The sequence below is a fragment of the Geomonas limicola genome, assembly GCF_014193675.1.
GTDB lineage: Bacteria > Desulfobacterota > Desulfuromonadia > Geobacterales > Geobacteraceae > Geomonas > Geomonas limicola.
This window is the reverse complement of sequence record NZ_BLXZ01000003.1, coordinates 440909-461550: the sequence shown is the minus strand read 5'-3', so window position 1 is coordinate 461550 and position 20642 is coordinate 440909. Positions and strand designations below refer to the sequence as shown.

Here is a 20642-nt window from a genome sequence, read left to right as displayed (position 1 = left end):
GGTCTTGCTTGCGTTGACTCTCGTCATGCCCCGCGGTCCGGGCCTCATCGGCCGTCCTGACGAACTGCGGGTCGGCTCCTGAAAGCCGATAGCTACTCCCCTCTACATGCTTGGAAATATAAGGACTCGTCTCCCTTCTGTCAACTGCTTATTTTCCGGTCACCCCGCTTCAACCGCCGATCCGGTCGGTCAGGAGGATCGCCTCGGCCAGCTGGCGCATGGAGATCCGGCGGTCCATGGCGAGCCGCTGCATCCGGCGGAAGGCCTCCGCCTCGCTGAGCCGGTCGCGCTCCATGAGGCGCCCCTTGGCCTTCTCGACCACCTTGCGGGTCTCGATGCTCTCCTTGAGGGAGCTGATCTCCCCCTTGAGCTCTTCGACGCGGCGCGCCGCGGCGACCGAGAGCCTGAGAGCCGCCATCAGTTCGTCCTCGCGCACCGGCTTGGTGAGGATGGTGGAGAGCACCCCCTCGCCCCAGCGCTCCACCGCCTCGATCTCGCTGCTCTCGGCCAGGAGCACGATCGGGACCCCCAGCTGGTCCCAAAGCCTCTTCACGGTGGTCCCGGTCGCCGGCTCGCTTGCCGGGTACTCCAGCACGATCGCCTCGGGATGACTCGCCAAGGCCTGGACGGAGAGCTCCTCGAGGCTGGCGGGGACTATTATTTCAGCACATCCCTGCTCCGTCAGCCTCTTTTTTAGGCTCCCGAGGAGCCCTTCGTCGTGTATGCACAGGACCGTTTTCCTCATAAGTTCCCTCCCTTACGCTGCGGCATGATGCTGCCTGGTGGCGCATGCCCATATTAAAGAGCATAGAGCGTTCCAAAAATGCCGAACTGGTGCTATAAGAGTGAGGAAAATGGAGGTCGCCGTGAAAAAAGCAGTGGTTGGGGGAGTCCTGGTCGCGGTCGCAGTCGCCGCAATCGTCTATCTGCGTCAGGGGGGAGCACGCACGCCTGAGGGGGTGCTGCGCATCTCCGGCAACATCGAACTGACCGAGGTGCAGGTGAGTTTCCAGGTCCCGGGGCGGGTGACCCAGCGCCTGGTGGACGAGGGGGCCCTGGTGCGCCAGGGTGACCTGGTCGCGAGGCTCGACGCCGCGGAACTCTCCCAGGCCCTCGAGGCGGCCCGGGGGGAAGAGGGCGCGGCTGCCGCGGCGCTTGCCGAATTGAAGGCGGGTTCCCGGCGCGAGGAGGTGGCGCAGGGCGAGGCGCTCTTGGCGCGTGCCGAGGCCGAGGCGCACCGGCTTGCCACCGACTACCAGCGCGACCAGGCGCTCTTTACCAAGGAAGTGATCCCCAAGCGCGAGCTCGACGCGGCCCAGGCGGCCAGCGCTGCGGCGGCGGCCAGCGTCCGGGAACGACGCGAGGCGCTCGCCCTGGTGCGCAAGGGGGCGCGCCGCGAGCAGATCGACCAGGCCCAGGCCCGGGTCGCGGCAGCCCGCGCCCGGGTGGCGAGTGCCCAGGAGCGCGTGGACTGGGCGACCCTGCGCGCACCGATTGCCGGGGTGGTCCTCTCCAAGTCCATCGAGCCGGGCGAGCAGGTGGCGGCGGGGACCCCGGTCGTCACCCTGGGGGACACCTCCCAGTGCTGGCTCAAGGGGTACATCCCGGAAAACCAGCTGGGCCGGGTGAAGCTCGGCCAGGCGGTGCGGGTCTCAACCGACAGCCATCCCGGGAAGTTCTACCCCGGCAAGGTGAGCTTCATCTCCAGCGAAGCGGAGTTCACCCCGAAGAGCGTGCAGACCGAGAAGGAGCGGGTGAAGCTCGTCTACCGGATAAAGGTCACCCTGGCAAACCCCGGGCTCGAGCTGAAGCCCGGGATGCCCGCCGATGCCGAGATCCAGACGGGGGCGCCCCGGTGACCCGGCAGCACTGCGCAGCGCGACCGGCGGGGGACTCTCGTGCCTGAGACCCCCGCGATCCGCACCGAGAAGCTTTCCAAGCGCTTCGGCGAGCTCGCCGCCGTCGACGAGCTGAGCCTTGCCATCCCCGCGGGCGAGCTCTTCGGTCTGGTCGGCTCCGACGGCGCGGGGAAGAGCACCACGCTGCGCATGCTCACCGGGATCATGGACCCCACGGCCGGCGAGGTCTTCGTGCTGGGGGAGGACATGCGCCGGGCCGGCGAAGGGGTGCGCTCGCAGCTCGGCTACATGAGCCAGCGCTTCGGGCTCTACCCGGACCTCACCGTCCAGGAGAACCTCCGCTTCTACGCGGACATCCAGATGATCCCGCGCCGGGGGCGCGAGGCGCGCATCGCGGAGCTCCTCGAGTTCGGAAAGCTCACCCCCTTTAAAGACCGCCCCGCCGGCAAGCTCTCCGGCGGCATGAAGCAGAAGCTGGGCCTGGCCTGCGCCCTGGTGCACCGCCCCCGGGTCCTCTTCCTGGACGAGCCGACCAACGGGGTGGATCCGGTCTCCCGGCGCGATTTCTGGCGCATCCTCTACGGGCTTTTGGCCGAAGGGGTCACCGTCTTCGTGGCCACCGCCTACCTCGACGAGGCCGAGCGCTGCGGGCGGGTGGGTCTCATGCACCGCGGCAGGCTCTTGGCCTGCGACACGCCTAAAAACCTGCGCGGCATACTGAAGGGGGGGGTGCTGGAACTCGCCACCGCGGATCCCCGCCACGCCGTGCGTGCCTTGAGCGGCGCCTTCCCCGGCGGCTCGGTGGTCCTCTTCGGGGAGCGCCTGCACCTCTTCGCCCCGGACCCGCAGGAGGCCGAAGCCAGGGCCCGCTCGGTGCTCGAGGCCCAGGGACTCGAGGTCGCCGTGCGCCCCGTGCAGCCGACCCTGGAAGACCTCCTGGTCTCCCTGTTGCGCGAGCAGGGCTGAAGCGCCGCCCTCTATCAGCCGAGTACCGGCGGGTATAACCGTCAATCGTCAATCGTCAATCATCAATCGTCAATTCTTCTCGAAAGAGCCCACCCATGCCCGAACCACAACCCCAGGCCGCCGCAACCGCACCGCCCCTCCCCCCGGCCGTCGTGCTGCGCGAACTCACCCGCCGCTTCGGCGACTTCACCGCGGTAAACCGGGTGAGCCTCGAGGTGACCCGGGGCGAGATCTTCGGCTTCCTGGGCCCCAACGGCGCCGGGAAGTCCACCACCATCCGCATGCTCTGCGGCATCCTCCCCCCCACTTCGGGATCCGGAAGCGTGGCCGGCTTCGACATCGCGAGCCAGTCCGAGCAGATCAAGAAACAGATCGGGTACATGAGCCAGAAGTTCTCCCTCTACGAGGACCTGACCGTCGAGGAGAACATCGACTTCTACAGCGGCATCTATAGGATTCCCGGGGCGAAGAAGCGCGAACGCAAGGAGTGGGTCATCGAGATGGCCGGGCTCGCCGACAGGCGCGGCGCCCGCACCGCTACCCTCTCCGGCGGCTGGAAGCAGCGCCTTGCCCTGGGGTGCGCCATCCTGCACGAGCCCCCCATCGTCTTTCTCGACGAACCGACCTCCGGGGTGGACCCGGTCTCCCGGCGCAGCTTCTGGGAGCTCATCTACCGCCTGGCCGGCGCCGGGGTCACCATCTTCGTCACCACCCACTACCTCGAGGAGGCCGAGTGCTGCGACCGGCTCGGCTTCATCTTCGGCGGCGAACTGATCGCCCTGGGGAGCCCGGCGGAGCTGAAAAAGGGCTTTCCGGGGGAGATCGTGGCACTTGAGTGCGAGCGCCCCTTCGAGGTGCTCAAGCGGGTGGAGGCGCTCCCCGGGGTGCGCCAGGCGACCCTCTTCGGTGCCGGCCTGCACCTCACCGTGGACCGGGCCGAGACGCTCATCCCGGCCCTCAGGGAGGCGCTTCCCGACCTGGAGGTCCACCTGGAGAGGATCGCCCCGTCGCTCGAGGACCTCTTCGTCTCCTTCATGGAGGCCCGCACCGGCTGAAAGGTGCCGGTTCAGTTTTCCGCTGTGAGACCGATACGTTTGAGGGGGCGCCGAGCGCGCCCTTACGGCTTCTTACCCTTACGCTCTTGCGCTGGTGACCCGATGCCCGAAACGGCAACAACCACAACCTACCGCCCCTGGCGCTGGTCCGTCGCCCGCTCGCTTGCCCTTGCCGGCACGGCGGCACTGGCACCGTGGCTCTTCCCGCACCAGCCGCTGGCGGTCTCGCTCTGGATTCTCGCGGCCGGTGCGGCGGCCTCCTGGTGGTTTTCCCGCGAGCTTAGCCTGCGTGAAGCGCTCGCCCAAAGTGGGGGGCGGCGCCTCAAGAGCATCGAGGAGCTCTGCGGGGTGGGGAGCTGGGAGTGGGAGCTCCCCGGCGGCCGGCTGCGCATCTCCCCCCAGGCGAGCCGCATCCTGGGGGGTGGTACTACGCTCCCGGAGAGCTTCCCGGCCCTCCTCGAGCTCTTGCCGGAAAAGGAGCGCGAGATCCTCTCCAGCGCCGTCACCCGCGCCCTCTCCGGCACCGACCGTTTCGCGGTGCAGCATGCGCTCATCCCTTCCGACGGCGCGCGGCGCCTGGTCGCCCACTCAGGGGCGCTTTTGCGCGACGCCGGCGGCGACCCGCAGCGCCTGATCGGCGTGGTGCAGGACGTCACCGGGCGCGAGGAGGCCGAAGACGCCCTCTTCTTCGAGAAGCGCTACCGGGGGCTCATCGAGAACCTCCCCCAGCGCATCTTCCTGAAGGACCTGAACTCGGTCTACCTCTCCTGCAACTCGAGCTTCGCCCGCGACCTGGGGCTGGAGCCGGCCCAGGTCTTCGGCAGGACCGACTACGACCTCTTCCCCCCCCAACTGGCCCGTAAAAGGCTCGAGGACGACGCCCGGGTGCTGGCCGCCGGGATCCCCGAGGAGCGCGACGAACAGCGCGAGCGGGACAGCTCCTGGGTCAGCAAGGCGCTCATCCCGCTCAAGGACGAGGCGGGGCGCAGCTACGGCCTCCTGGGGATCCTCACCGACATCACCTCGCGCAAGAGGGCCGAGGAGCAGTTGAAGGAGAGCGAGGAGCGCTTCCGCAACACCTTCGAGCAGGCCGCGGTCGGCATCTGCCACCTCTCCCTCAAGGGTGGGCTGATCCGGATCAACCGCCGCTTCTGCGAGATCCTCGGGTACCCCCAGGAGGAACTTCTGGGCCGGGTGCTCGACGAGATCATCCACCCCGAGGACGTAGCCCCCGAGCACGACAACGTCGAGCGCCTCTTAAACCGCGAGATCGACAGCTACTCCATGGAGCTTCGGCACCTGAAGAAGGACGGCACCCCGGTCTGGGTCAACTTCTCCATGTCCCTCGTGCGCAACCGGGCCGGCGAGCCGCGCTACTTCGCGGCCATGATCGAGGACATGACCGCCAAGCGCGAGGCCGAGGCTCTCAGGCAGGAGCGCGACCTGGTGCAGGCCTCCAGCCGCGCCATGAGCCAGCTCCTGGCCAACATGAGCCACGAGATCCGCACCCCGATGAACGCGGTCCTGGGGCTTGGGCACCTGGCGCTCAAGACCGAGCTCACCCCCAAGCAGCGCGACTACCTCGAGAAGATCTGCTCCTCGAGCCGGAACCTTTTGGAGATCATCAACGACATCCTCGACTTCTCCAAGATCGAGGCGGGGCGCGTGGAGCTCGAGTGGACCGAGTTCAACCTGCACCAGGTGCTGAAGACGGTCTCGGACATGATGGGCCCCAAGGCCCAGGAGAAGGGGATCAAGTTCCGGGTCCGGGTCGCCCCGGAACTCCCCGCGCGCCTGACCGGCGACCCCCTGCGCCTCGCCCAGGTGCTCAACAACCTGATCGCCAACGCGGTGAAGTTCACCGAGAAGGGGGAGGTGCTGGTGGAGGTCCGTGCCACCGGGTGGCAGGACGCATCGGTGGCGGTGCGCTTCTCGGTCCAGGACACCGGGGTGGGGCTCACCCCCGAGCAGCTGGAGAAGATCTTCACCCCCTTCACCCAGGCGGACTCCTCCACCACCCGCCGCTACGGCGGCACCGGCCTCGGCCTCTCCATCTCGAGCCACCTGGTGGAGCTCATGGGAGGGGGGCTTGGCGTGGAGAGCGTCCCAGGGACCGGGAGCTGCTTCTCCTTCACCGTCAACCTGGGACTCCTCGAGGCGGCCGAGTCCCCGGCGGCCGGCGAGGATCCCAAGCTGCGCAACCTGAAGATCCTGGCCCTCGAGTCCGAGCCGTTCCCGCGCGAGCGGCTGACCCAGGTGGTCAACGGGCTCCCCTTCGCGGTCGAGCTTGCCGGAACCACCGCCCAGGCGCGCACCGCGCTGGAGCGGGCAGCACTTCCCGGGGCTCAGCCGGTCGACCTCGTGGTACTGAGCCACGCCACGGCCGGGATGGAGGGGATCGAGCTCCTCTGCCGCGAGGTGGCGGCCTGGCAGTCCCGGCGTCCCCCCATCCTGGTCACCGTGGCGCTCGAGAACGCCGAAGAGGTGCGCGAGCGCGCGGCGGAACTGGGGATCGCCGTGGTGCTCCCGCTGCCGGCCCGCAACTCCCTCCTTCTGGACGCCATCGTGAGGGCGCTGGCCCAGGAAGAGGACGCCGAGGAACCGGAGGTCCCCAGTGCCCCGGCGGCACCCCCCCACGGCACCGAGCCGCTGGCCCAGCTCCCCGGTTTCGATCCGGCCCAGGCGCTCAAGCGGCTCGGCGGCAACCGCTCCCTCCTGGTGAAGCTCCTCAAGGAGTTCGAGAGGGACTTTTCCGGGGTACTCGAGGCGCTGAAGGGGGCCCTGGCGCGCGGCGAAGCGGAGTCGGCCCGGCGCCTGAGCCACACCCTCAAGGGGGTGGCGGGGAACCTCTCGGCCACCGCGGTGCACGCGGCAGCCCTCGAACTGGAGCGCGCCATCGCGGGCCAGGAGGAGACGGCGGCGCCCCTCGAAGCCCTGGCCGGGGTGCTCGAGCCGTTTCTCGCGGCGCTTCGGACGCTCCCCGCGGAACCGGTCCCGGCGCCGGCTACCGGCTCGAGCCTCGCGCAGGAACGCCTGGCTGCCGAACTCGCCGAGCTGGAGCGGCTTTTGTCCAAGAACAGCCTCAACGCCAAGCGCCAGTTCGCCAAGCTGCGCGACGGGCTGCCGGGAGAGTTCAAGGACGAGCTACGGGAGATGGAGAGCTGCATGGACAAGCTTGATTTCAAGAAGGCGCGCACCCTCCTGGCACGCCTCACCAGCAGGATCACATCCCTGGCACTGCCGGGGAGGGAGCGGCTATGAAGCGCCAGACCGTGATGATCGTCGACGACAACCCCACCAACATCGAGCTCTTGAGCGAGAGCCTTGGGGACGACTACGAGATGGTCTTCGCCACCAGCGGCGCCGAGGCGCTCGAGCTGATCCGTGCCGACAAGCCGGACCTGATCCTTTTGGACGTCATGATGCCCGGGATGGACGGCTACCAGCTCTGTGCCGTCCTGAAGGGGGACCCCGCGACCCGGGACATCCCGATCATCTTCGTGACCGCCATGTGCCAGGAGGAGGACGAGATCCGCGGCCTGGAGCTCGGCGCCATCGACTACGTCACCAAGCCGATCTCGCCGCACATCGTGAGGGCCCGGGTCAGAAACCACCTCGAGCTCAAACGCTACCGCGACCTCCTGGAGTCCCTCTCCAGCGCCGCCGACCGGGCCAAGAAGGAGTTCCTGCGCGCCATCAGCCACGAGCTGCGCACCCCGCTCACCCCGATCCTGGGGATGACCGACCTGGTGCTCACCTCCGAGGAGGACGACGACAAGCGCAAGTACCTCTCCCTGGTGCAGAAGGCGGCACTCAAGCTTTTGGGGATCATCGAGGACCTGATCGAGACGAGCCGCCTGGAAGGGGAGGGGACCAACGTGGAGAGCGTCCCCTTCACCCTGAAGCCGTTTCTTGACGCGGTGCTGGGGGAGCTGGAGCCGGTGGCGGCGGGGAAGGGGCTCGACCTGCGGCTCACCCTGGAACCGGGACTCCCCGCGGCCATCGAATCGGACCAGGGGCTTTTGCGCCGGCTCCTTACCATGGTGCTCGGCAACGCCCTCAAGTTCACCCAAAAGGGGGAGGTGGCCCTCGAGGTGGCGTGCCGGGAGGGAAATCCCGAGCAGCAGCTCTGCTTCTCGGTCCTCGACACCGGTGTCGGCATCGCCCCCGAGGACCTCGAGCGCATCTTCCTCGACTTCACCCAGTCCGACGGTTCGGTGACCCGCCCCTTCCCGGGGTTGGGGCTCGGCCTCGGGATCGCCCGGCGCATCACCGAGCTCCTGGGGGGTAAGATCTGGGCCGAACCCCGCCCGGGCGGCGGTTCCATCTTCCGGGTCGAGTTCCCCCTGAGGGTCCCGGCCGGCCTCAAGGTGGCCCCGTGAAGCTCAAGCGCGTCCGCGCCATAGCGCACAAGGAGTTCCTCCACGTGCTGCGCGACTGGAGGAGCCTGGGGATCGGCATCGCCATCCCGGTGCTCATGCTCTTTCTCTTCGGCTACGCGCTCACCCTCGACGTGGACCGGGTGCCCTTGGTGGTCTGGGACCAGAGCGCCACGCCGCAAAGCCGCACCCTGGTGGACGCCTTCAAGGCTTCGCGCTACTTCACCATGCTCCCGGCGGTGTCCGACTACCGCGAGGTGGAGCGTTCCATCGCCTCGCGCCGGGCCGAGATCGCCCTGGTGATCCCCGTCGATTTCGCGGGCAAGGTGGCCGCCGGGCGTGCCGTCGCGGTGCAGGCGATTCTGGACGGCTCCGACTCCAACGTCGCCTCCTTCGCCCTGGGGTACGCCGAGGCGGTGGTGGGTGGGTACAGCCAGCAGGTGACCGTGGCAGCCGCGAGCCGCCTGGGGCTTCCGGTCAGCGGCGCCCTGCTCAAGGTCGAGCCGCGGGTCTGGTTCAACACCGACATGGAGTCGCGCAACTACATCTTCCCCGGGCTCATTGCCATCGTGATGATGGTGATTGCGGCCCTTTTGACCTCGCTCACCTTCGCCCGCGAGTGGGAGGTGGGGACCATGGAGCAGCTGATCGCCACCCCGGTGACCGGCGGCGAGCTGATCCTGGGGAAGCTGATCCCCTACTTCGCCATCGGGATGTTCGACCTGGTCCTCTCGGTGTTGGTGGCCGAGTTCGTCTTCCACATCCCGATGCGCGGCGAGCTCTGGCTCGTCTTCGCGAGTTCCTCCATCTTCATGGTCGGTGCGCTATCGCTTGGGATGCTGATCAGCATCGTCACCAAGAGCCAGTTCCTGGCGAGCCAGATCGCCCTGGTGGCCACCATGCTCCCGGCCTTCCTGCTGTCCGGCTTCGTTTTCCCCATAGCGAACATGCCCTATCCGATCCAGGTCTTCACCCACATCGTCACGGCGCGCTACTTCGTGGTGTTATTGCGGGGGATCTACCTCAAGGGGTTGGGGCTTGGGCACCTGTACGGCGAGACCCTGTTCCTGGCCGGTTTCGCCGTCCTGATCCTGGCCCTGTCGCACCTGAAGTTCAAAAAGAAGATCGTCTAGGGGAGGGGGGCTTGGGTCCCTTTGCGTCCCTTTGATCCATGAAGTCCTCAACCGTCCCAGCTAGCACCGAGGTACCTTTTGTACGAGCGTCTCAAGGCCATGCTGATCAAGGAGTTCATCCAGGTGTTGCGCGACCCGCGCATGCGCTTTGTGGTGTTCATCATCCCGGCGGTGCAGACCATCATCTTCGGCTATGCGGTCAACACCGACGTGCGCCACGTGGCCACCGCCATCTACGACCTGGACAACTCCAGCCAGAGCCGCGAGCTCGCCGACCGCTTCCTTCAATCCGGCTACTTCGAGCTTACCGAACGGGTAAGCGACGAGGCGCGGGCGCGCGAGCTCATCGACCGCGGCGAGGTGAAGGCCCTTTTGCGCATGAACCACGGCTTCGGGGCAGGGCTTATCGGTGGCCGCGGCGCCACCGTCCAGCTCATCCTGGACGGCACCGACTCGAACACCGCGGGGATCGTCCTCAACTATGCGGTGCGCATCGCGAACGGGTACGGAAGCCAGCTCCAGCTGGCCGCCGTGCAGCGTGCCGCCGGGCGGTCGCTACCGGTGCACGGCGTCGAGCTGGCGAGCCGCGCCTGGTACAACGAGAACCTGGAGAGCCGCAACTACTTCGTTCCCGCCGTCATCACCAACATCGTCTTCATCATCACCATGCTCCTCTCCAGCATGGCCGTGGTGCGCGAGAAGGAGATCGGGACCATCGAGCAGGTGATCGTGACCCCCATCGGCAAGGGAGAGTTCATCCTGGGGAAGACCGTCCCCTTCGTGTTGATCGGCTTCATCAACGTGGCGCTGGTCTCCCTGGTGGCCGTTTTCTGGTTCGAGGTGCCGTTGCGCGGGAGCCTTATGCTCCTCTTCGGTTCCACCGCCGTCTTCCTGATGAGTTCCCTGGGGATCGGTCTGCTCATCTCCACCATCAGTCGGACCCAGCAGCAGGCGATGATGAGCGCCTTCTTCGTGATTTTCCCGGCGATGCTCCTTTCCGGGTTTGCCTTTCCCATCGAGAGCATGCCCGAGCCGGTGCAGTGGCTCACCTACCTGAACCCGATGCGCTTTTTCCTGGTGATCATCCGGTCCATCTTCCAGAAGGGAGTGGGGCTGGAGATCCTCTGGCCCCAGCTGTTGGCCTTGAGCATCATCGGCGTCGTCATCCTCACCCTCGCCATAGCCCGTTTCAAGAAGAACCTCTCCTGAAAAAAACGAAGCACTAACACAGAGGCGCACAGAGGGAAAAGCGAGGCACACAGGGTAAGACCAAAAGCCTTAGAAGGGGAACTTCCTGGTGCCTTCGCCTTAGCCGAAGTGGCTGACTCTTTGGAGTGTTTTCCTCGCTGTTGTTTTTCCTCTGTGCCCCTCTGTGTCCTCTGTGGTGAGAAAAGATTTTTGTCCTTCCCTCGGCAGATGCTATAGTTGTCGCCATGTCCAACGAAACCGCATCCGCAAAACGACACGTCCACGTAGCCTGTGCCATCATCGAGCGTGACGGACTGGTGCTTTCCGCCCTGCGCAAGGCCTCAGCCAACCTGCCGCTTAAGTGGGAATTTCCGGGGGGGAAACTGGAACCTGGGGAAGAACTCGAGGAGTGCCTGAGGCGGGAGTTGATCGAGGAGATGGGGGTGGAGATCGCCGTGGGGCGCCCGCTCACCCCGGCCACCCACAGCTATGAGAACCTGACCGTTACGCTCTATCCGTTCGTCTGCAGCATCACCGCCGGCGAGATCGTCCTCTACGAACACACCGCCATCACCTGGCTCCCCCCGGCGACCCTGCACGAGCTCGACTGGGCCGAAGCCGATTTCCCCATCATCGCGGAGTATCAGCAAAGCGTCCTGGCCCAGCCCGCGGCCTGAAAACCTACACCACCAGCTCCTGGGTCTCCTCCAGGAGTTCGAAAAGATCGTCCAGCTCGTCCTGGTGCAACTGCAATAGCGCCGCCTCCGGCAGCGCCTGCACGTCCAGCTCCGGCTGGTGCTCCAGCCCGATCCCCTTCGCCTTGCAGCTTGCGTTCACCAGGCGCACCACGGTGAGCACCACGTCGGTGGTGTCGAAGTTCATGTCGTGGTGGTTCGCCACCGCGTTGTAGTAGATCTTCGGCATGTTCCAGTGCTCCATGAGCCGGCACCCCTGCTCCACGTGCAGCTCGTGGAAGATCTCCAGCAGCAGTTCCGGCTCCAGCGCCGCCTGCGCCACCCCCACCTTGTTCAGCCGCTCCAGCGCCTTCAAAAGGTAGAGCTTTCCCACGTCGTGCAGCAGTCCCGCCATGTAGGCCTGGTCCGCCAGTTGCGGGTACCCCGCGGTACGTGCCAGGAAGCGCGAACCGACCGCGCAGGAGTGGCTGTGCAGCCACAGGGACTGCATGAACCTGTTCAGGACCGCGTTCTCCGAGGTGTGCAGGCTCGCCTGCGAGGCGGCCATCGCGAGGTTGGAGACCTGGTGCGCGCCCAGGCGGATCACGGCATCCTTGATGGTCTCGGTGCGCACCCGGCCGATGTACACCGTCGAGTTGGCGAGCTTCAGGATCTGCCCGGCCAGCGACTGGTCCTCGTTGGCGAGTCCGATCACCTCGTCGATCTTGTAGTCGGGCGAGGCGAGCAGCTGCTGCAGCTTCACCGCGATCGGGTGGAACACCGGCAGGTCGGTGGGCTGCGTGGTCAAAAGCCGTCGTATGGTAAGCGAGAGCGCCATGGGGGGCCTCCAGGGAAACCAGGGTGCGCAGCGTGAACGGCCGCAGGTTCCCATGAGAATACAGCATAAGCCGCCGTTTGGAAACCGCCGCGCCGCATCCGCCTCCACCTTGGCGAAAGGCCGACCTCGCGTTCCCCCCTTCGCAAAGGGGAGGACGTGTGGCAGACGGCAGTGCTGCGTCGCTACCGTTTCCGCTGTCCTGGGAGCACCCCGGGCTGAACCTCTGCAAACTGTCGCCCTCGCGGTCTTCCCTTTGCGAAGGGGGGACAGGGGGGATTTGCCCGAAATTAACAGTTGCACTTACCGGTAGAATCGGTCAACTATGGTGCTTCATCACAAACGGCAGGAGCTGCAAGGCATGCACAATTATCACGGCAAGAAAATAGCCGTCGCCATGAGCGGCGGTGTCGATTCCTCCACGGTGGCTGCCCTCTTGAAGGAGCAGGGGGCCGAGGTGGTCGGGATCAACATGAAGCTTTTCGAGCGCCCCGGCGAGGTGCCGGGGACCAAGGGGGACGCGGAGCTCGTCGCCGACTACCTGGGGATCCCCTTCCACCAGGTGCACTTCGAGGAGGAGTTCGCCCGGCTCATCATGGAGGAGTTCAGGTCCCGCTACTTCGGCGGGGAGACCCCCAACCCCTGCGTGCGCTGCAACAAGTACGTGAAGTTCGGGCTGCTGCTGGAAAAGGCACGGGAGCTCGGGGCCGATTATCTCGCGACCGGACACTACGTGCGCAACGTGGCGGGTGAGGACGGCTTGTGGCACCTGAAGAAGGCGGCCTTCCTGGCCAAGGACCAGTCCTACTTCCTCTACACCCTGACCCAGGAGCAGCTAAGCCGCGTGGTGTTTCCCCTGGGCGAGGTCGAGTCCAAGGACGAGGTGCGCCGGCGCGCCGCGGCTTACGGGTTGCCGGTAGCCCAGAAGAGCGACAGCCAGGAGATCTGCTTCATCCCCAACGACGACTACGTCGCCTTCCTGGAAAAGGAGCCCGAGCGCCTGAGTGGCCCCGGCGAGATCGTGCACCTAAGCGGCGCGGTCCTGGGTCGGCACAGCGGGACCCACCGCTACACCATCGGGCAGCGGCGCGGCCTGGGCATCGCCTGGAAAGAGCCGCTCTACGTGGTGGGGATCGACCCTCAAAAAAACCGGGTCACCGTCGGCGAGGTCGAGGGGCTCTTCGCCCCCGGGCTCAGGGTCGCGGAGCTCAACTGGATCGTGCCGCCCGAGGGGGACGAGGTGCGCGCTGCGTGCAAGATCCGCTACCGTCAGCACCCCTTCGACTGCGTGGTGACCCTGCTGCCGGGGGGCGAGGGCGAGGTGCGTTTCGCCGAGCCCCAGAAGTCCGTGACCCCGGGACAGTCCGTGGTCTTTTACCGCGACGACGAAGTCTTGGGCGGCGGCCTGATCACCGGGGCTTTATAAAAAACCGGGTTTCGCCACGGAGCCACCAAGGACACGGAGAAAAACTTCAGGATCAATGGTCACAACATCCAGTAAAAAATCGAAGGCTAAAAGCTTGTAACCACAGAGGACACAGGGGTACGCAGAGGAAAAACAACGGCAGGTAAACCTTTTAAACGGGTTCGGCCTTTACCGTGAACGTGCCAGGCCGAACCGGTCATGACGGTTCTTGTTGCCCGTCGGCGATAGGCGGGTAGCTCAACCGCGTCGAGCCTTGCTCCGTGTGCTTGGTGGCTCCGTGGCGCATAAGTTTTTTGGTTAAAAAAAAAGACCTTCCGGGTGCCGCACTGTTTGTGCTGGTTACCGGAAGGTCTTTTTTGTGCTTTTGAGCCGTTTTGTGGCTAGGATTTACTTGGCCAGTGCGGCGTGGCAGCTCGGGCAGATGTTGAGCCAGCCGGTGATCGCCGCCTCCTGCTCGCCCCAGCCCGCACCGAGCCTCAGCTTCAGGAACTCCGCGAACAGCGAGTCGAAGAGCTGGGTCCCCTTCTCCAGAACAACCATCCGCTCGAAGAACACCGCTTCGCGCTCCAGGTCCGGATCGGTGGTGTTGTCCTTCTCGATCTTCACTGCCGGCGACTTGAGCGAGGCGAAGTGGAACAGCTCCCCTTTCAGGGTCATCTTCCAGTGGTCGTCCCCCGTCTCCAGGTGCAGCGTCGCCTCGGTGATCTGCTTGTTGTTCAAAAGCGCGCTGCGCACCTCGTTGAAGCGGTCCTGCGGCCCGGCCACGGTGATCTTCTGCGCGCCGTTGTCGCCCGCCCCCAAGAGGATGACCCGGTCATCCAGGTATCCCACGAACTGCTCGTTCTCCACGAGGATCCCCGGCTGGTTCACCCGGTATTCCGAGGCCTCGTTCATGGTCTGGTACATGAGCCAGAGCAGGAAGTCGGTCCCCAGCCACTGGTTCTCCTTGATGAGTTCCAGGTAGCTGTCGCCGCTTGCCTTGTTGGCCTGCTTCAAGAGCACGCGGTTCCCCTCGTCCAGCACCTTTTCGGCGCGGGCGTAGGGGTGGAAGGCCGACAGGCGCAGCCCCTCGAAGGTCTTCTTGAACAGGTCCTCGAACATCTCGATTACCTTGGGCGACAGCGAGCTGAAGGTGACCATCCCGGTGGTGGTGTCCCAGACCACGTCGTAGGTCGAGGGAGTCGGGAGCGTCTGGGATAGGAGCATGGCACGTACCGCTTCCTTCAGGTCCTCGCGTTTTTGCTTGGGGACCTTGGTGAAGCTCGGGTTCTCGGCCAGGAACTGTTCCTTGGCGCGTTCCAGGTGCGCCTTCAGGACCGCGGACGGTACGGCGCGGCGGTCGCGGCGCAGGGTGAAGGTCAGGAAGTTTTCACGCCAGCAGGCGGTGGGGGAGTCGAATTCGGCAAGCCTCGGGTCGTCCAGGTGGACCCAGCCGATCGAGAACTCTTCGGTTCCCTGGTCGATCGGGGTGAAGCGGTGACCGGCGAGTTGGGTACAGGCCCAGGCGTAGAGTTCTTCGCGCTTGGGGAGTTCCCCCTGGACCTGGAAATGGCAGACGCTGACGGTGTTGGCAAGAATGCCCATCGGTGTTTCTCCTTCGGTAGTACGTGTGAAATTGCGGGACAGCATGGATACACCTTTTACAAGGTGCGGGCAAGCAAAAAGGGAGAGGTAAAGGCGAGGGACTGGGGACTAGGGACGGTTGGTTTCCTCTGTGGTCCTTGGTGTCCTTTGCTTCCCCCTAGCGAAAGCCTTCAGGGTTGGCGCAGCTTCTTGAGCCGGGCCTTGTACTCCGCGTCGCCGATCGTCCCCTGCATGAGCTGCCTGCGCAGCTGCAGGATGCGCTCGAGCTCCCTGGGGGGCGCGGGGCGCGGTTGGTCGTTCAGCCCCGAGACCAGGAAGAGATTTCCCCCGTCCGCCACCACGATCCCGCTACCGTCCGGGAGGAAGCTCCCCCACGCCTTGCGCGGCAGGGTGAAGAGTTCCTGGTTCCCCTGGTAGATCCGGTGGTCCAAAAGGAGGTAGTTACCGGAAGGGGAGACCGCGATCCGGTCGCCGGGGCTGGTCCAGGCGTCGACCTCGCCCCCCTCGGGAAGCTTCAGCTTGCGGGTCATGATCCCCGTGGTCCCGACCAGGAGGTAGTTGCCGTCCGGCAGGTAGGCGGGGCCACCCGAAAAGAGCGGCACTTCCGCGACCACCCGCTCGGCGCTACTTTCCAGGTGGCGCAGCGCGACCCGCTGGTAGGGGGGTAACAACGGCGAGTCCTTGAGCGTGGTGTAGGCGATCTCGTCACCGTAGGGGGAGAGGGCGAAGTTGAGCGTGCGTGCCAGGTCCGCCTCGGGCTGCTGGCCGAGTTTGGACTCCAGCACCACATTGAAGATGAGCGTCGAGGCCGGTGCCTCCTTCAGGTCCCAGCGGCACAGAAAGGAGGAGAGTTCCGCGCCGGAACTCAGGCGTTTCACGAAGAGCGAGGTCGCCACGAGTTCCGTCTCGTTGCGCCAGGCAATGGCCGTCACCCGGCCGGGAACCTTGGTCTCAGCGAGGAGTCTTCCACCCAGGTCGTAGCTGCGCAGCGAGCTCTGGGTGCCCTCGGCGAAGCCAGCGGCCAGCCGGTCTCCCTTCGGCGAGAAGGCGAGTGCCAGGGGGGGCGTGGTCGCCACCGGGATGTTCGACTTCGGGTCGGACCCCACCACCAGGACGAGTGCCTTCTCCTGCACCGCGGCGATGGTGCCGTTGGGGGCAACCGCCCAGTTGCTGCCGGCATCGATCTTGGCAAGCGGCCGCACCGAGAAACCCGCGGGGAGCTGCGAGGTGTGTAGCGTCGCGGCACAGCCGGTAAGCGTAGCAAGGGCAAGGAGAAGACAGAACAGGGACAGGCGTGGGATCGTCACGGCAGGCTCCTTTTCGAGAAGCCCGCAGTGTAGCGAAATTGCGTCTGGCTGACAACGTGAGAATGCGGTACATAGTGAGGGGTTGAGAAAAGGTGGACCGCGGGAGTAAGGTAGAACCCGAAAGGCCTTTTGCCACGAAAAGGCACAAAGGCACAAAAAGCCAAAAGCATCTTACCGCAAAGACGCAAAGGACGCGAAGAAACATCCCGAAGTACCGGTCAGTCCGGATGGGGAGCCCCTTCCAAGGCGATATTTAATAAACTGGTTCGGTCACTTCCGTAAACGGGAAAGGCCGTACCAGCCTGAGAACTTGGTTTTATTGTTGTGTCCTATGTGCCTTTTTGTGAAAGACACCTTTTGGGTTCCTTCGCGTACTTTGCGTCTTTGCGGTGAACGGTTTTTCTTAGCCTTAGCCTTAACCTTGATCAGGGGTTACCTATGCACGTCGTCATGCTCATGTTGCGTTTGCGTTTGACCAGCCGGACCTTGAAGGAGAAGCGTTCCATCGTGAAGAGCGTCCTGTCCCGGGCGCGCAACCGGTTCAACGTCGCCTGCAGCGAGGCGGGGCTGAACGACCAGCCCGAGGATGCCGAACTCGCCTTCGTGACCCTCTCCCAGAGTGCGAGCCACGCCCGGAGCCAGTTGCAGGAACTCGAACGCTGGCTCCTCGTCGAGCGTCCCGACGTTGAGGTAACCGAACTGCTGGTAGAGGAGCTGTAACGTAGAACCGTTACTAGCCACGGAGCCACGAAGGACACGGAGAAAGGCGGTTTCCCTGAGCTGCGGTTCCTTTTAGCTGAAGGCCGAGCATAATCATTTTGGGGTTCGGCCTCGGGCGTTCGCGTGGAAGGCCGTACCAGTTGGGATAGATTTCCAGATTACGTCAATCTTCCGCTCGCAAAAACTCCCCCTCCCCTTCAAGGGGAGGGTCGGGGTGGGGATGGGCCTGAAGGGGGAAGGGACGCACTTGCGGCAGACCAGCGAGCATCAGGAAAGGTTTTACCTTTGTTGGTCGCCGATGTGGTAGCTTGCTCCGAACTGCAGGGTTATTCTCCGTGTTCTTGGTGACTCCGTGGCTGAACGTGTTTCAGGTTTTCGGGTGTGCTGTTTTATGATAAGAAATCTAGAATTTCACGCGGAGTGCGACCTATGGCTCAAGATGACCTGAACAAGCTCACCATCGACAAGGAGCGCTACACCTCCCCCGCCGGCCGCGGCAAGGGACGGCGCTTTTGGCTCCTGATTGCCGGAGCCCTCCTCCTGGTAGTGCTCGTGGGATGGCGGGTGCTGGTGAACCGCCCGGTGCAGGTCGAGATCGCCACCGTTTCGCTGGTCTACCCGTCCCAGACCTTCTCCCTTTTAAACGCCAGCGGGTACGTGGTGGCCCAGCGCAAGGCGGCGGTCTCCTCGAAGGCGACCGGCCGGCTCGAGTGGCTCGGTGTCGAGGAGGGGAGCGTGGTGCGCGCCGGCCAGCCCCTGGCCCGCCTGGAGAACCGTGACGTCACGGCCACCAAGGACCAGGCCCAGGCCTCGCTCGCCAACGCCCGCACCCTCCTCGAGCAGGCCCGGGTCGAGGAGAAGGACGCCGCCCGCAACCTCTCCCGCAACAAGGAACTCATCAACCAGGGGATCATCTCCCAATCCGACTACGACTCCGCCATGGCACGCTACGACCGTGCCGTCGCCGCCAGCGCCGGGGCCCGCGACAACATCCGTGCCGCCCAGGCCGCCCTCGCCGGCGCCGAGGCCTCGCTCGACTACACCCTGATCCGCGCCCCCTTCGACGGCGTGGTGCTCACCAAGAACGCCGACGTGGGCGACATCGTCTCGCCCCTGGCCGCCGCGGCCAACGCCAAGGCCGCCGTGGTAACCCTTGCCGACATGGGCTCCCTCGAGGTCGAGGCCGACGTCTCCGAGGCGAACATCGCGCGGGTGAAGATGGGGCAGCCCTGCGAGATCCTCCTGGACGCCCTTTCCGATACCCGCTTCAGGGGGGAGCTGCACACCATCGTCCCCACCGCCGACCGCAGCAAGGGGAGCGTGCTCGTCAAGGTGCGCTTTCTGGACCGGGATCCCCGGATCCTTCCCGAGATGAGCGCGAAGGTCGCCTTCCTGGAGCGCCCGGTGGCCCCCGGCGAGAACAAGCCCCTCCTGGCCATCCAGCCCTCCGCCGTCGTAGAGCGCGGCGGGAAAAAGGTGGTCTTCCTGGTGAAGGGGGATGAGGTCGCGGAGACCCCGGTCACCCTGGGGGGGAAGGTGGGGGATCTCGTGCAGGTGACCCAAGGGCTCAAGGGGGGCGAGCGCATCGTGCTGAAGCCGCTCGAAAAGCTCAAGGACCGCTCCCGCATCAAGACCCAGGAGAAGTGATGAGCGAGCGCCCCGACGCCATCGTCTCCATACGCAACCTCTCCAAGAGCTACCGGCGCGGCAACCAGGTCCTGCCGGTTTTGACCGGCATCAGCTTCGACATCGCCCGCGGCGAGTTCGTGGCGCTTATGGGGCCGTCGGGATCGGGCAAGAGCACCCTCCTGAACCTGATCGCCGGCATTGACTCCGCCGACTCCGGCTCCATCAAGGTAGCCGGGGTCGAGATCACCGGCCTCTCCGAAAACGAGCTCGCCCGCTGGCGGGCCCACTCCGTCGGCTTCATCTTCCAGTTCTACAACCTCATTCCCGTCCTGACCGCCTTCGAGAACGTTGAGCTCCCCCTGTTATTGACCTCGCTCTCCCGGCGCGAGCGCCGCGAGCACGTGGAGGCGGTTCTCTCCGTGGTAGGTCTCGCCGACCGGATGGACCACTACCCCTCCCAGCTCTCCGGCGGGCAGCAGCAGCGCGTCGCCATCGCGCGCGCCGTGGTGACCGATCCCGAGATCCTGGTGGCCGACGAGCCGACCGGCGACCTGGACCGCGCCTCCGCGGAGGAGATCCTGAGGCTCATGGACCGCCTGGTGCACGAGCTCGGCAAGACCATCATCATGGTGACCCACGACCCGCGCGCCGCCGAGAAGGCCCACCTGATCCGCCACCTCGAGAAGGGCGAACTGAGCGAGAGCTGACCCATGGGGATCCCCTACTCCTACAGCCTGCGTAACCTCTGGACCCGGCGGCTCACCACCGTCCTCACCGCAAGCGGCATGGGGCTCGTGGTCTTCGTCTTTGCGGCCACCCTGATGCTCGCCGAAGGGCTGCAGCAGACCCTGGTGCAGACCGGTTCCGCCGACAACGTGGTGATCATCAGGAAGGCCTCCAACTCCGAGGTGCAAAGCGGGGTGGAGCGCGACCAGGCGGCGCTCATCGAGAGCCAGCCCGAGGTGGCGATCGGTGCCGACGGCAACGAGCTTTTGGCGAAGGAGCTCGTGGTACTCATCAACCTGAAAAAGCGCGGCACCGACAAGCCGGCCAACGTGGTGATCCGCGGCATCGCCGCCGCGTCGCTCGCGCTTAGGCCCGCGGTGCATCTCAAGGTAGGGCGGCTGCCGCGTCCCGGTTCCGCCGAGGTAATTGCCGGCGAGAGCATCGCGCGGCGCTTTAAGGGGTGCGGGCTGGGCGAGACCCTGCGTTTCGGGATGCGCGACTGGCGGGTGGTGGGGATCTTCGATGCGGGGAGTACCGGGTTCTCCTCCGAGATCTGGGGCGACTGCGACCAGATGATGCAGGCCTTTAGGCGCCAGGTCTACTCGTCCGTGTTGTTCCGGATGAAGGACCCCGGCCGGTTCGACCCCTTCAAGGCCCGCATCGAGAGCGATCCCCGGCTCACCGTCGAGGCGAAGCGCGAGACCCGCTACTACCTGGACCAGTCCGAGGCGATGGCGAACTTCCTGCGCATCCTCGGGATGGTTTTGACCGTCGTCTTTTCCATAGGGGCCGTGATCGGGGCGACCATCACCATGTACGCGGCGGTGGCGAACCGGGTAGGGGAGATTGGGACCTTGCGGGCCTTGGGGTTCCAGCGGGCGAGCATCCTGGGGGCGTTTCTGATCGAGGCCTTGTTGTTGGGGCTCTGTGGCGGGGTGTTGGGAGTGGTGGCCGCGTCCTTTTTGCAGTTGATCACCATCTCCACCATGAACTGGGCGTCCTTCTCCGAGCTTGCCTTCTCCTTCACCCTCACCTTCGGGATCTTCTGGAAGTCGCTGGCCTTCTCCCTGGTGATGGGTTTCATAGGCGGCATGCTCCCCGCAGTCAGGGCCGCCAGGCTGAGCATCGTCACGGCCCTGCGGGAAAGCTGACGGCTCAACA

The 20642-nt window shown here is 65.4% G+C and carries 17 protein-coding genes; 13 read left to right on the top strand and 4 right to left on the bottom strand.

Annotated features, from left to right (window positions below):
* Window positions 1-169: 169 nt before the first annotated feature.
* Window positions 170-745 carry an ANTAR domain-containing response regulator gene (locus H7688_RS09190; protein WP_183360769.1) on the bottom strand — a complete coding sequence of 192 codons (576 nt, stop codon included), beginning with the start codon at window positions 743-745 and terminating at the stop codon, window positions 170-172.
* 121 nt (window positions 746-866) lie between these two features.
* Here H7688_RS09190 and H7688_RS09185 point away from each other — a divergent pair, with 121 nt between their 5' ends.
* The 8 genes from H7688_RS09185 to H7688_RS09150 all read left to right on the top strand — a co-directional run bounded on the left by H7688_RS09185 (window position 867) and on the right by H7688_RS09150 (window position 11257).
* Window positions 867-1859 (top strand): HlyD family secretion protein, encoded by a 993-nt coding sequence (locus H7688_RS09185; protein ID WP_246329761.1) that lies wholly within the window; start codon window positions 867-869, stop codon window positions 1857-1859.
* A gap of 39 nt (window positions 1860-1898) precedes the next feature.
* A complete protein-coding gene (locus tag H7688_RS09180; protein WP_183360768.1) occupies window positions 1899-2825 on the top strand; it encodes an ABC transporter ATP-binding protein in 927 nt (308 codons plus the stop codon).
* Between the two features lie 95 nt (window positions 2826-2920).
* Entirely contained in the window at window positions 2921-3880 is a 960-nt protein-coding gene (locus H7688_RS09175) for an ABC transporter ATP-binding protein (RefSeq protein WP_183360767.1), read from the top strand.
* Window positions 3881-3982: 102 nt separating this feature from the next.
* Window positions 3983-7141 carry a PAS domain S-box protein gene (locus H7688_RS09170; protein ID WP_183360766.1) on the top strand — a complete coding sequence of 1053 codons (3159 nt, stop codon included), beginning with the start codon at window positions 3983-3985 and terminating at the stop codon, window positions 7139-7141.
* Entirely contained in the window at window positions 7138-8262 is a 1125-nt protein-coding gene (locus tag H7688_RS09165; RefSeq protein ID WP_183360765.1) for a hybrid sensor histidine kinase/response regulator, read from the top strand. Before H7688_RS09170 ends, H7688_RS09165 begins: the two co-directional genes overlap by 4 nt.
* Window positions 8259-9392: an ABC transporter permease gene (locus tag H7688_RS09160; RefSeq protein ID WP_183360764.1), complete on the top strand. Its 1134-nt coding sequence runs from the start codon at window positions 8259-8261 to the stop codon at window positions 9390-9392. Before H7688_RS09165 ends, H7688_RS09160 begins: the two co-directional genes overlap by 4 nt.
* A 78-nt stretch (window positions 9393-9470) precedes the next feature.
* Window positions 9471-10601, top strand: coding sequence for an ABC transporter permease (locus H7688_RS09155; RefSeq protein WP_183360763.1), 1131 nt, complete (start codon window positions 9471-9473; stop codon window positions 10599-10601).
* 224 nt (window positions 10602-10825) lie between these two features.
* Window positions 10826-11257, top strand: coding sequence for a (deoxy)nucleoside triphosphate pyrophosphohydrolase (locus H7688_RS09150; protein ID WP_183360762.1), 432 nt, complete (start codon window positions 10826-10828; stop codon window positions 11255-11257).
* Window positions 11258-11261: 4 nt separating this feature from the next.
* On the opposite strand, the gene H7688_RS09145 is transcribed toward H7688_RS09150, so the two are convergent.
* Entirely contained in the window at window positions 11262-12092 is an 831-nt protein-coding gene (locus tag H7688_RS09145; protein WP_183360761.1) for an HDOD domain-containing protein, read from the bottom strand.
* 358 nt (window positions 12093-12450) lie between these two features.
* On the opposite strand from H7688_RS09145, the gene mnmA reads away from it, so the two are divergent.
* The gene (gene mnmA / locus H7688_RS09140) at window positions 12451-13515 is read left to right on the top strand and encodes a tRNA 2-thiouridine(34) synthase MnmA (protein WP_183360760.1); all 1065 of its coding nucleotides are present in this window, start codon (window positions 12451-12453) and stop codon (window positions 13513-13515) included.
* Window positions 13516-13902: 387 nt separating this feature from the next.
* On the opposite strand, the gene rdgC is transcribed toward mnmA, so the two are convergent.
* Window positions 13903-15099 carry a recombination-associated protein RdgC gene (rdgC, locus tag H7688_RS09135; protein WP_183360759.1) on the bottom strand — a complete coding sequence of 399 codons (1197 nt, stop codon included), beginning with the start codon at window positions 15097-15099 and terminating at the stop codon, window positions 13903-13905.
* Between the two features lie 170 nt (window positions 15100-15269).
* Window positions 15270-16406, bottom strand: a complete 1137-nt coding sequence (locus H7688_RS09130) for a hypothetical protein (RefSeq protein ID WP_183360758.1) — start codon at window positions 16404-16406, stop codon at window positions 15270-15272.
* A gap of 438 nt (window positions 16407-16844) precedes the next feature.
* Between H7688_RS09130 and H7688_RS09125 the strand changes: the two genes are divergently transcribed.
* The 4 genes from H7688_RS09125 to H7688_RS09110 all read left to right on the top strand — a co-directional run bounded on the left by H7688_RS09125 (window position 16845) and on the right by H7688_RS09110 (window position 20632).
* Entirely contained in the window at window positions 16845-17126 is a 282-nt protein-coding gene (locus H7688_RS09125; RefSeq protein ID WP_183360757.1) for a DUF503 domain-containing protein, read from the top strand.
* A 429-nt stretch (window positions 17127-17555) separates the two neighbouring features.
* Window positions 17556-18773 (top strand): efflux RND transporter periplasmic adaptor subunit, encoded by a 1218-nt coding sequence (locus H7688_RS09120; protein WP_183360756.1) that lies wholly within the window; start codon window positions 17556-17558, stop codon window positions 18771-18773.
* Window positions 18773-19462: an ABC transporter ATP-binding protein gene (locus tag H7688_RS09115; RefSeq protein ID WP_183360755.1), complete on the top strand. Its 690-nt coding sequence runs from the start codon at window positions 18773-18775 to the stop codon at window positions 19460-19462. Before H7688_RS09120 ends, H7688_RS09115 begins: the two co-directional genes overlap by 1 nt.
* 3 nt (window positions 19463-19465) lie before the next feature.
* Window positions 19466-20632: an ABC transporter permease gene (locus tag H7688_RS09110; RefSeq protein WP_183360754.1), complete on the top strand. Its 1167-nt coding sequence runs from the start codon at window positions 19466-19468 to the stop codon at window positions 20630-20632.
* The last annotated feature ends 10 nt before the right edge of the window (window positions 20633-20642 follow it).

Coding starts and splice junctions, on each gene's coding strand:
- H7688_RS09175 (WP_183360767.1), top strand. CDS start 2,921: ATGCCCGAACCACAACCCCAGGCCGCCGCAACCGCACCGCCCCTCCCC.
- H7688_RS09125 (WP_183360757.1), top strand. CDS start 16,845: ATGCACGTCGTCATGCTCATGTTGCGTTTGCGTTTGACCAGCCGGACC.
- H7688_RS09165 (WP_183360765.1), top strand. CDS start 7,138: ATGAAGCGCCAGACCGTGATGATCGTCGACGACAACCCCACCAACATC.
- H7688_RS09110 (WP_183360754.1), top strand. CDS start 19,466: ATGGGGATCCCCTACTCCTACAGCCTGCGTAACCTCTGGACCCGGCGG.
- H7688_RS09150 (WP_183360762.1), top strand. CDS start 10,826: ATGTCCAACGAAACCGCATCCGCAAAACGACACGTCCACGTAGCCTGT.
- H7688_RS09120 (WP_183360756.1), top strand. CDS start 17,556: ATGGCTCAAGATGACCTGAACAAGCTCACCATCGACAAGGAGCGCTAC.
- rdgC (WP_183360759.1), bottom strand. CDS start 15,099: ATGGGCATTCTTGCCAACACCGTCAGCGTCTGCCATTTCCAGGTCCAG.
- H7688_RS09190 (WP_183360769.1), bottom strand. CDS start 745: ATGAGGAAAACGGTCCTGTGCATACACGACGAAGGGCTCCTCGGGAGC.
- H7688_RS09145 (WP_183360761.1), bottom strand. CDS start 12,092: ATGGCGCTCTCGCTTACCATACGACGGCTTTTGACCACGCAGCCCACC.
- mnmA (WP_183360760.1), top strand. CDS start 12,451: ATGCACAATTATCACGGCAAGAAAATAGCCGTCGCCATGAGCGGCGGT.
- H7688_RS09115 (WP_183360755.1), top strand. CDS start 18,773: ATGAGCGAGCGCCCCGACGCCATCGTCTCCATACGCAACCTCTCCAAG.
- H7688_RS09170 (WP_183360766.1), top strand. CDS start 3,983: ATGCCCGAAACGGCAACAACCACAACCTACCGCCCCTGGCGCTGGTCC.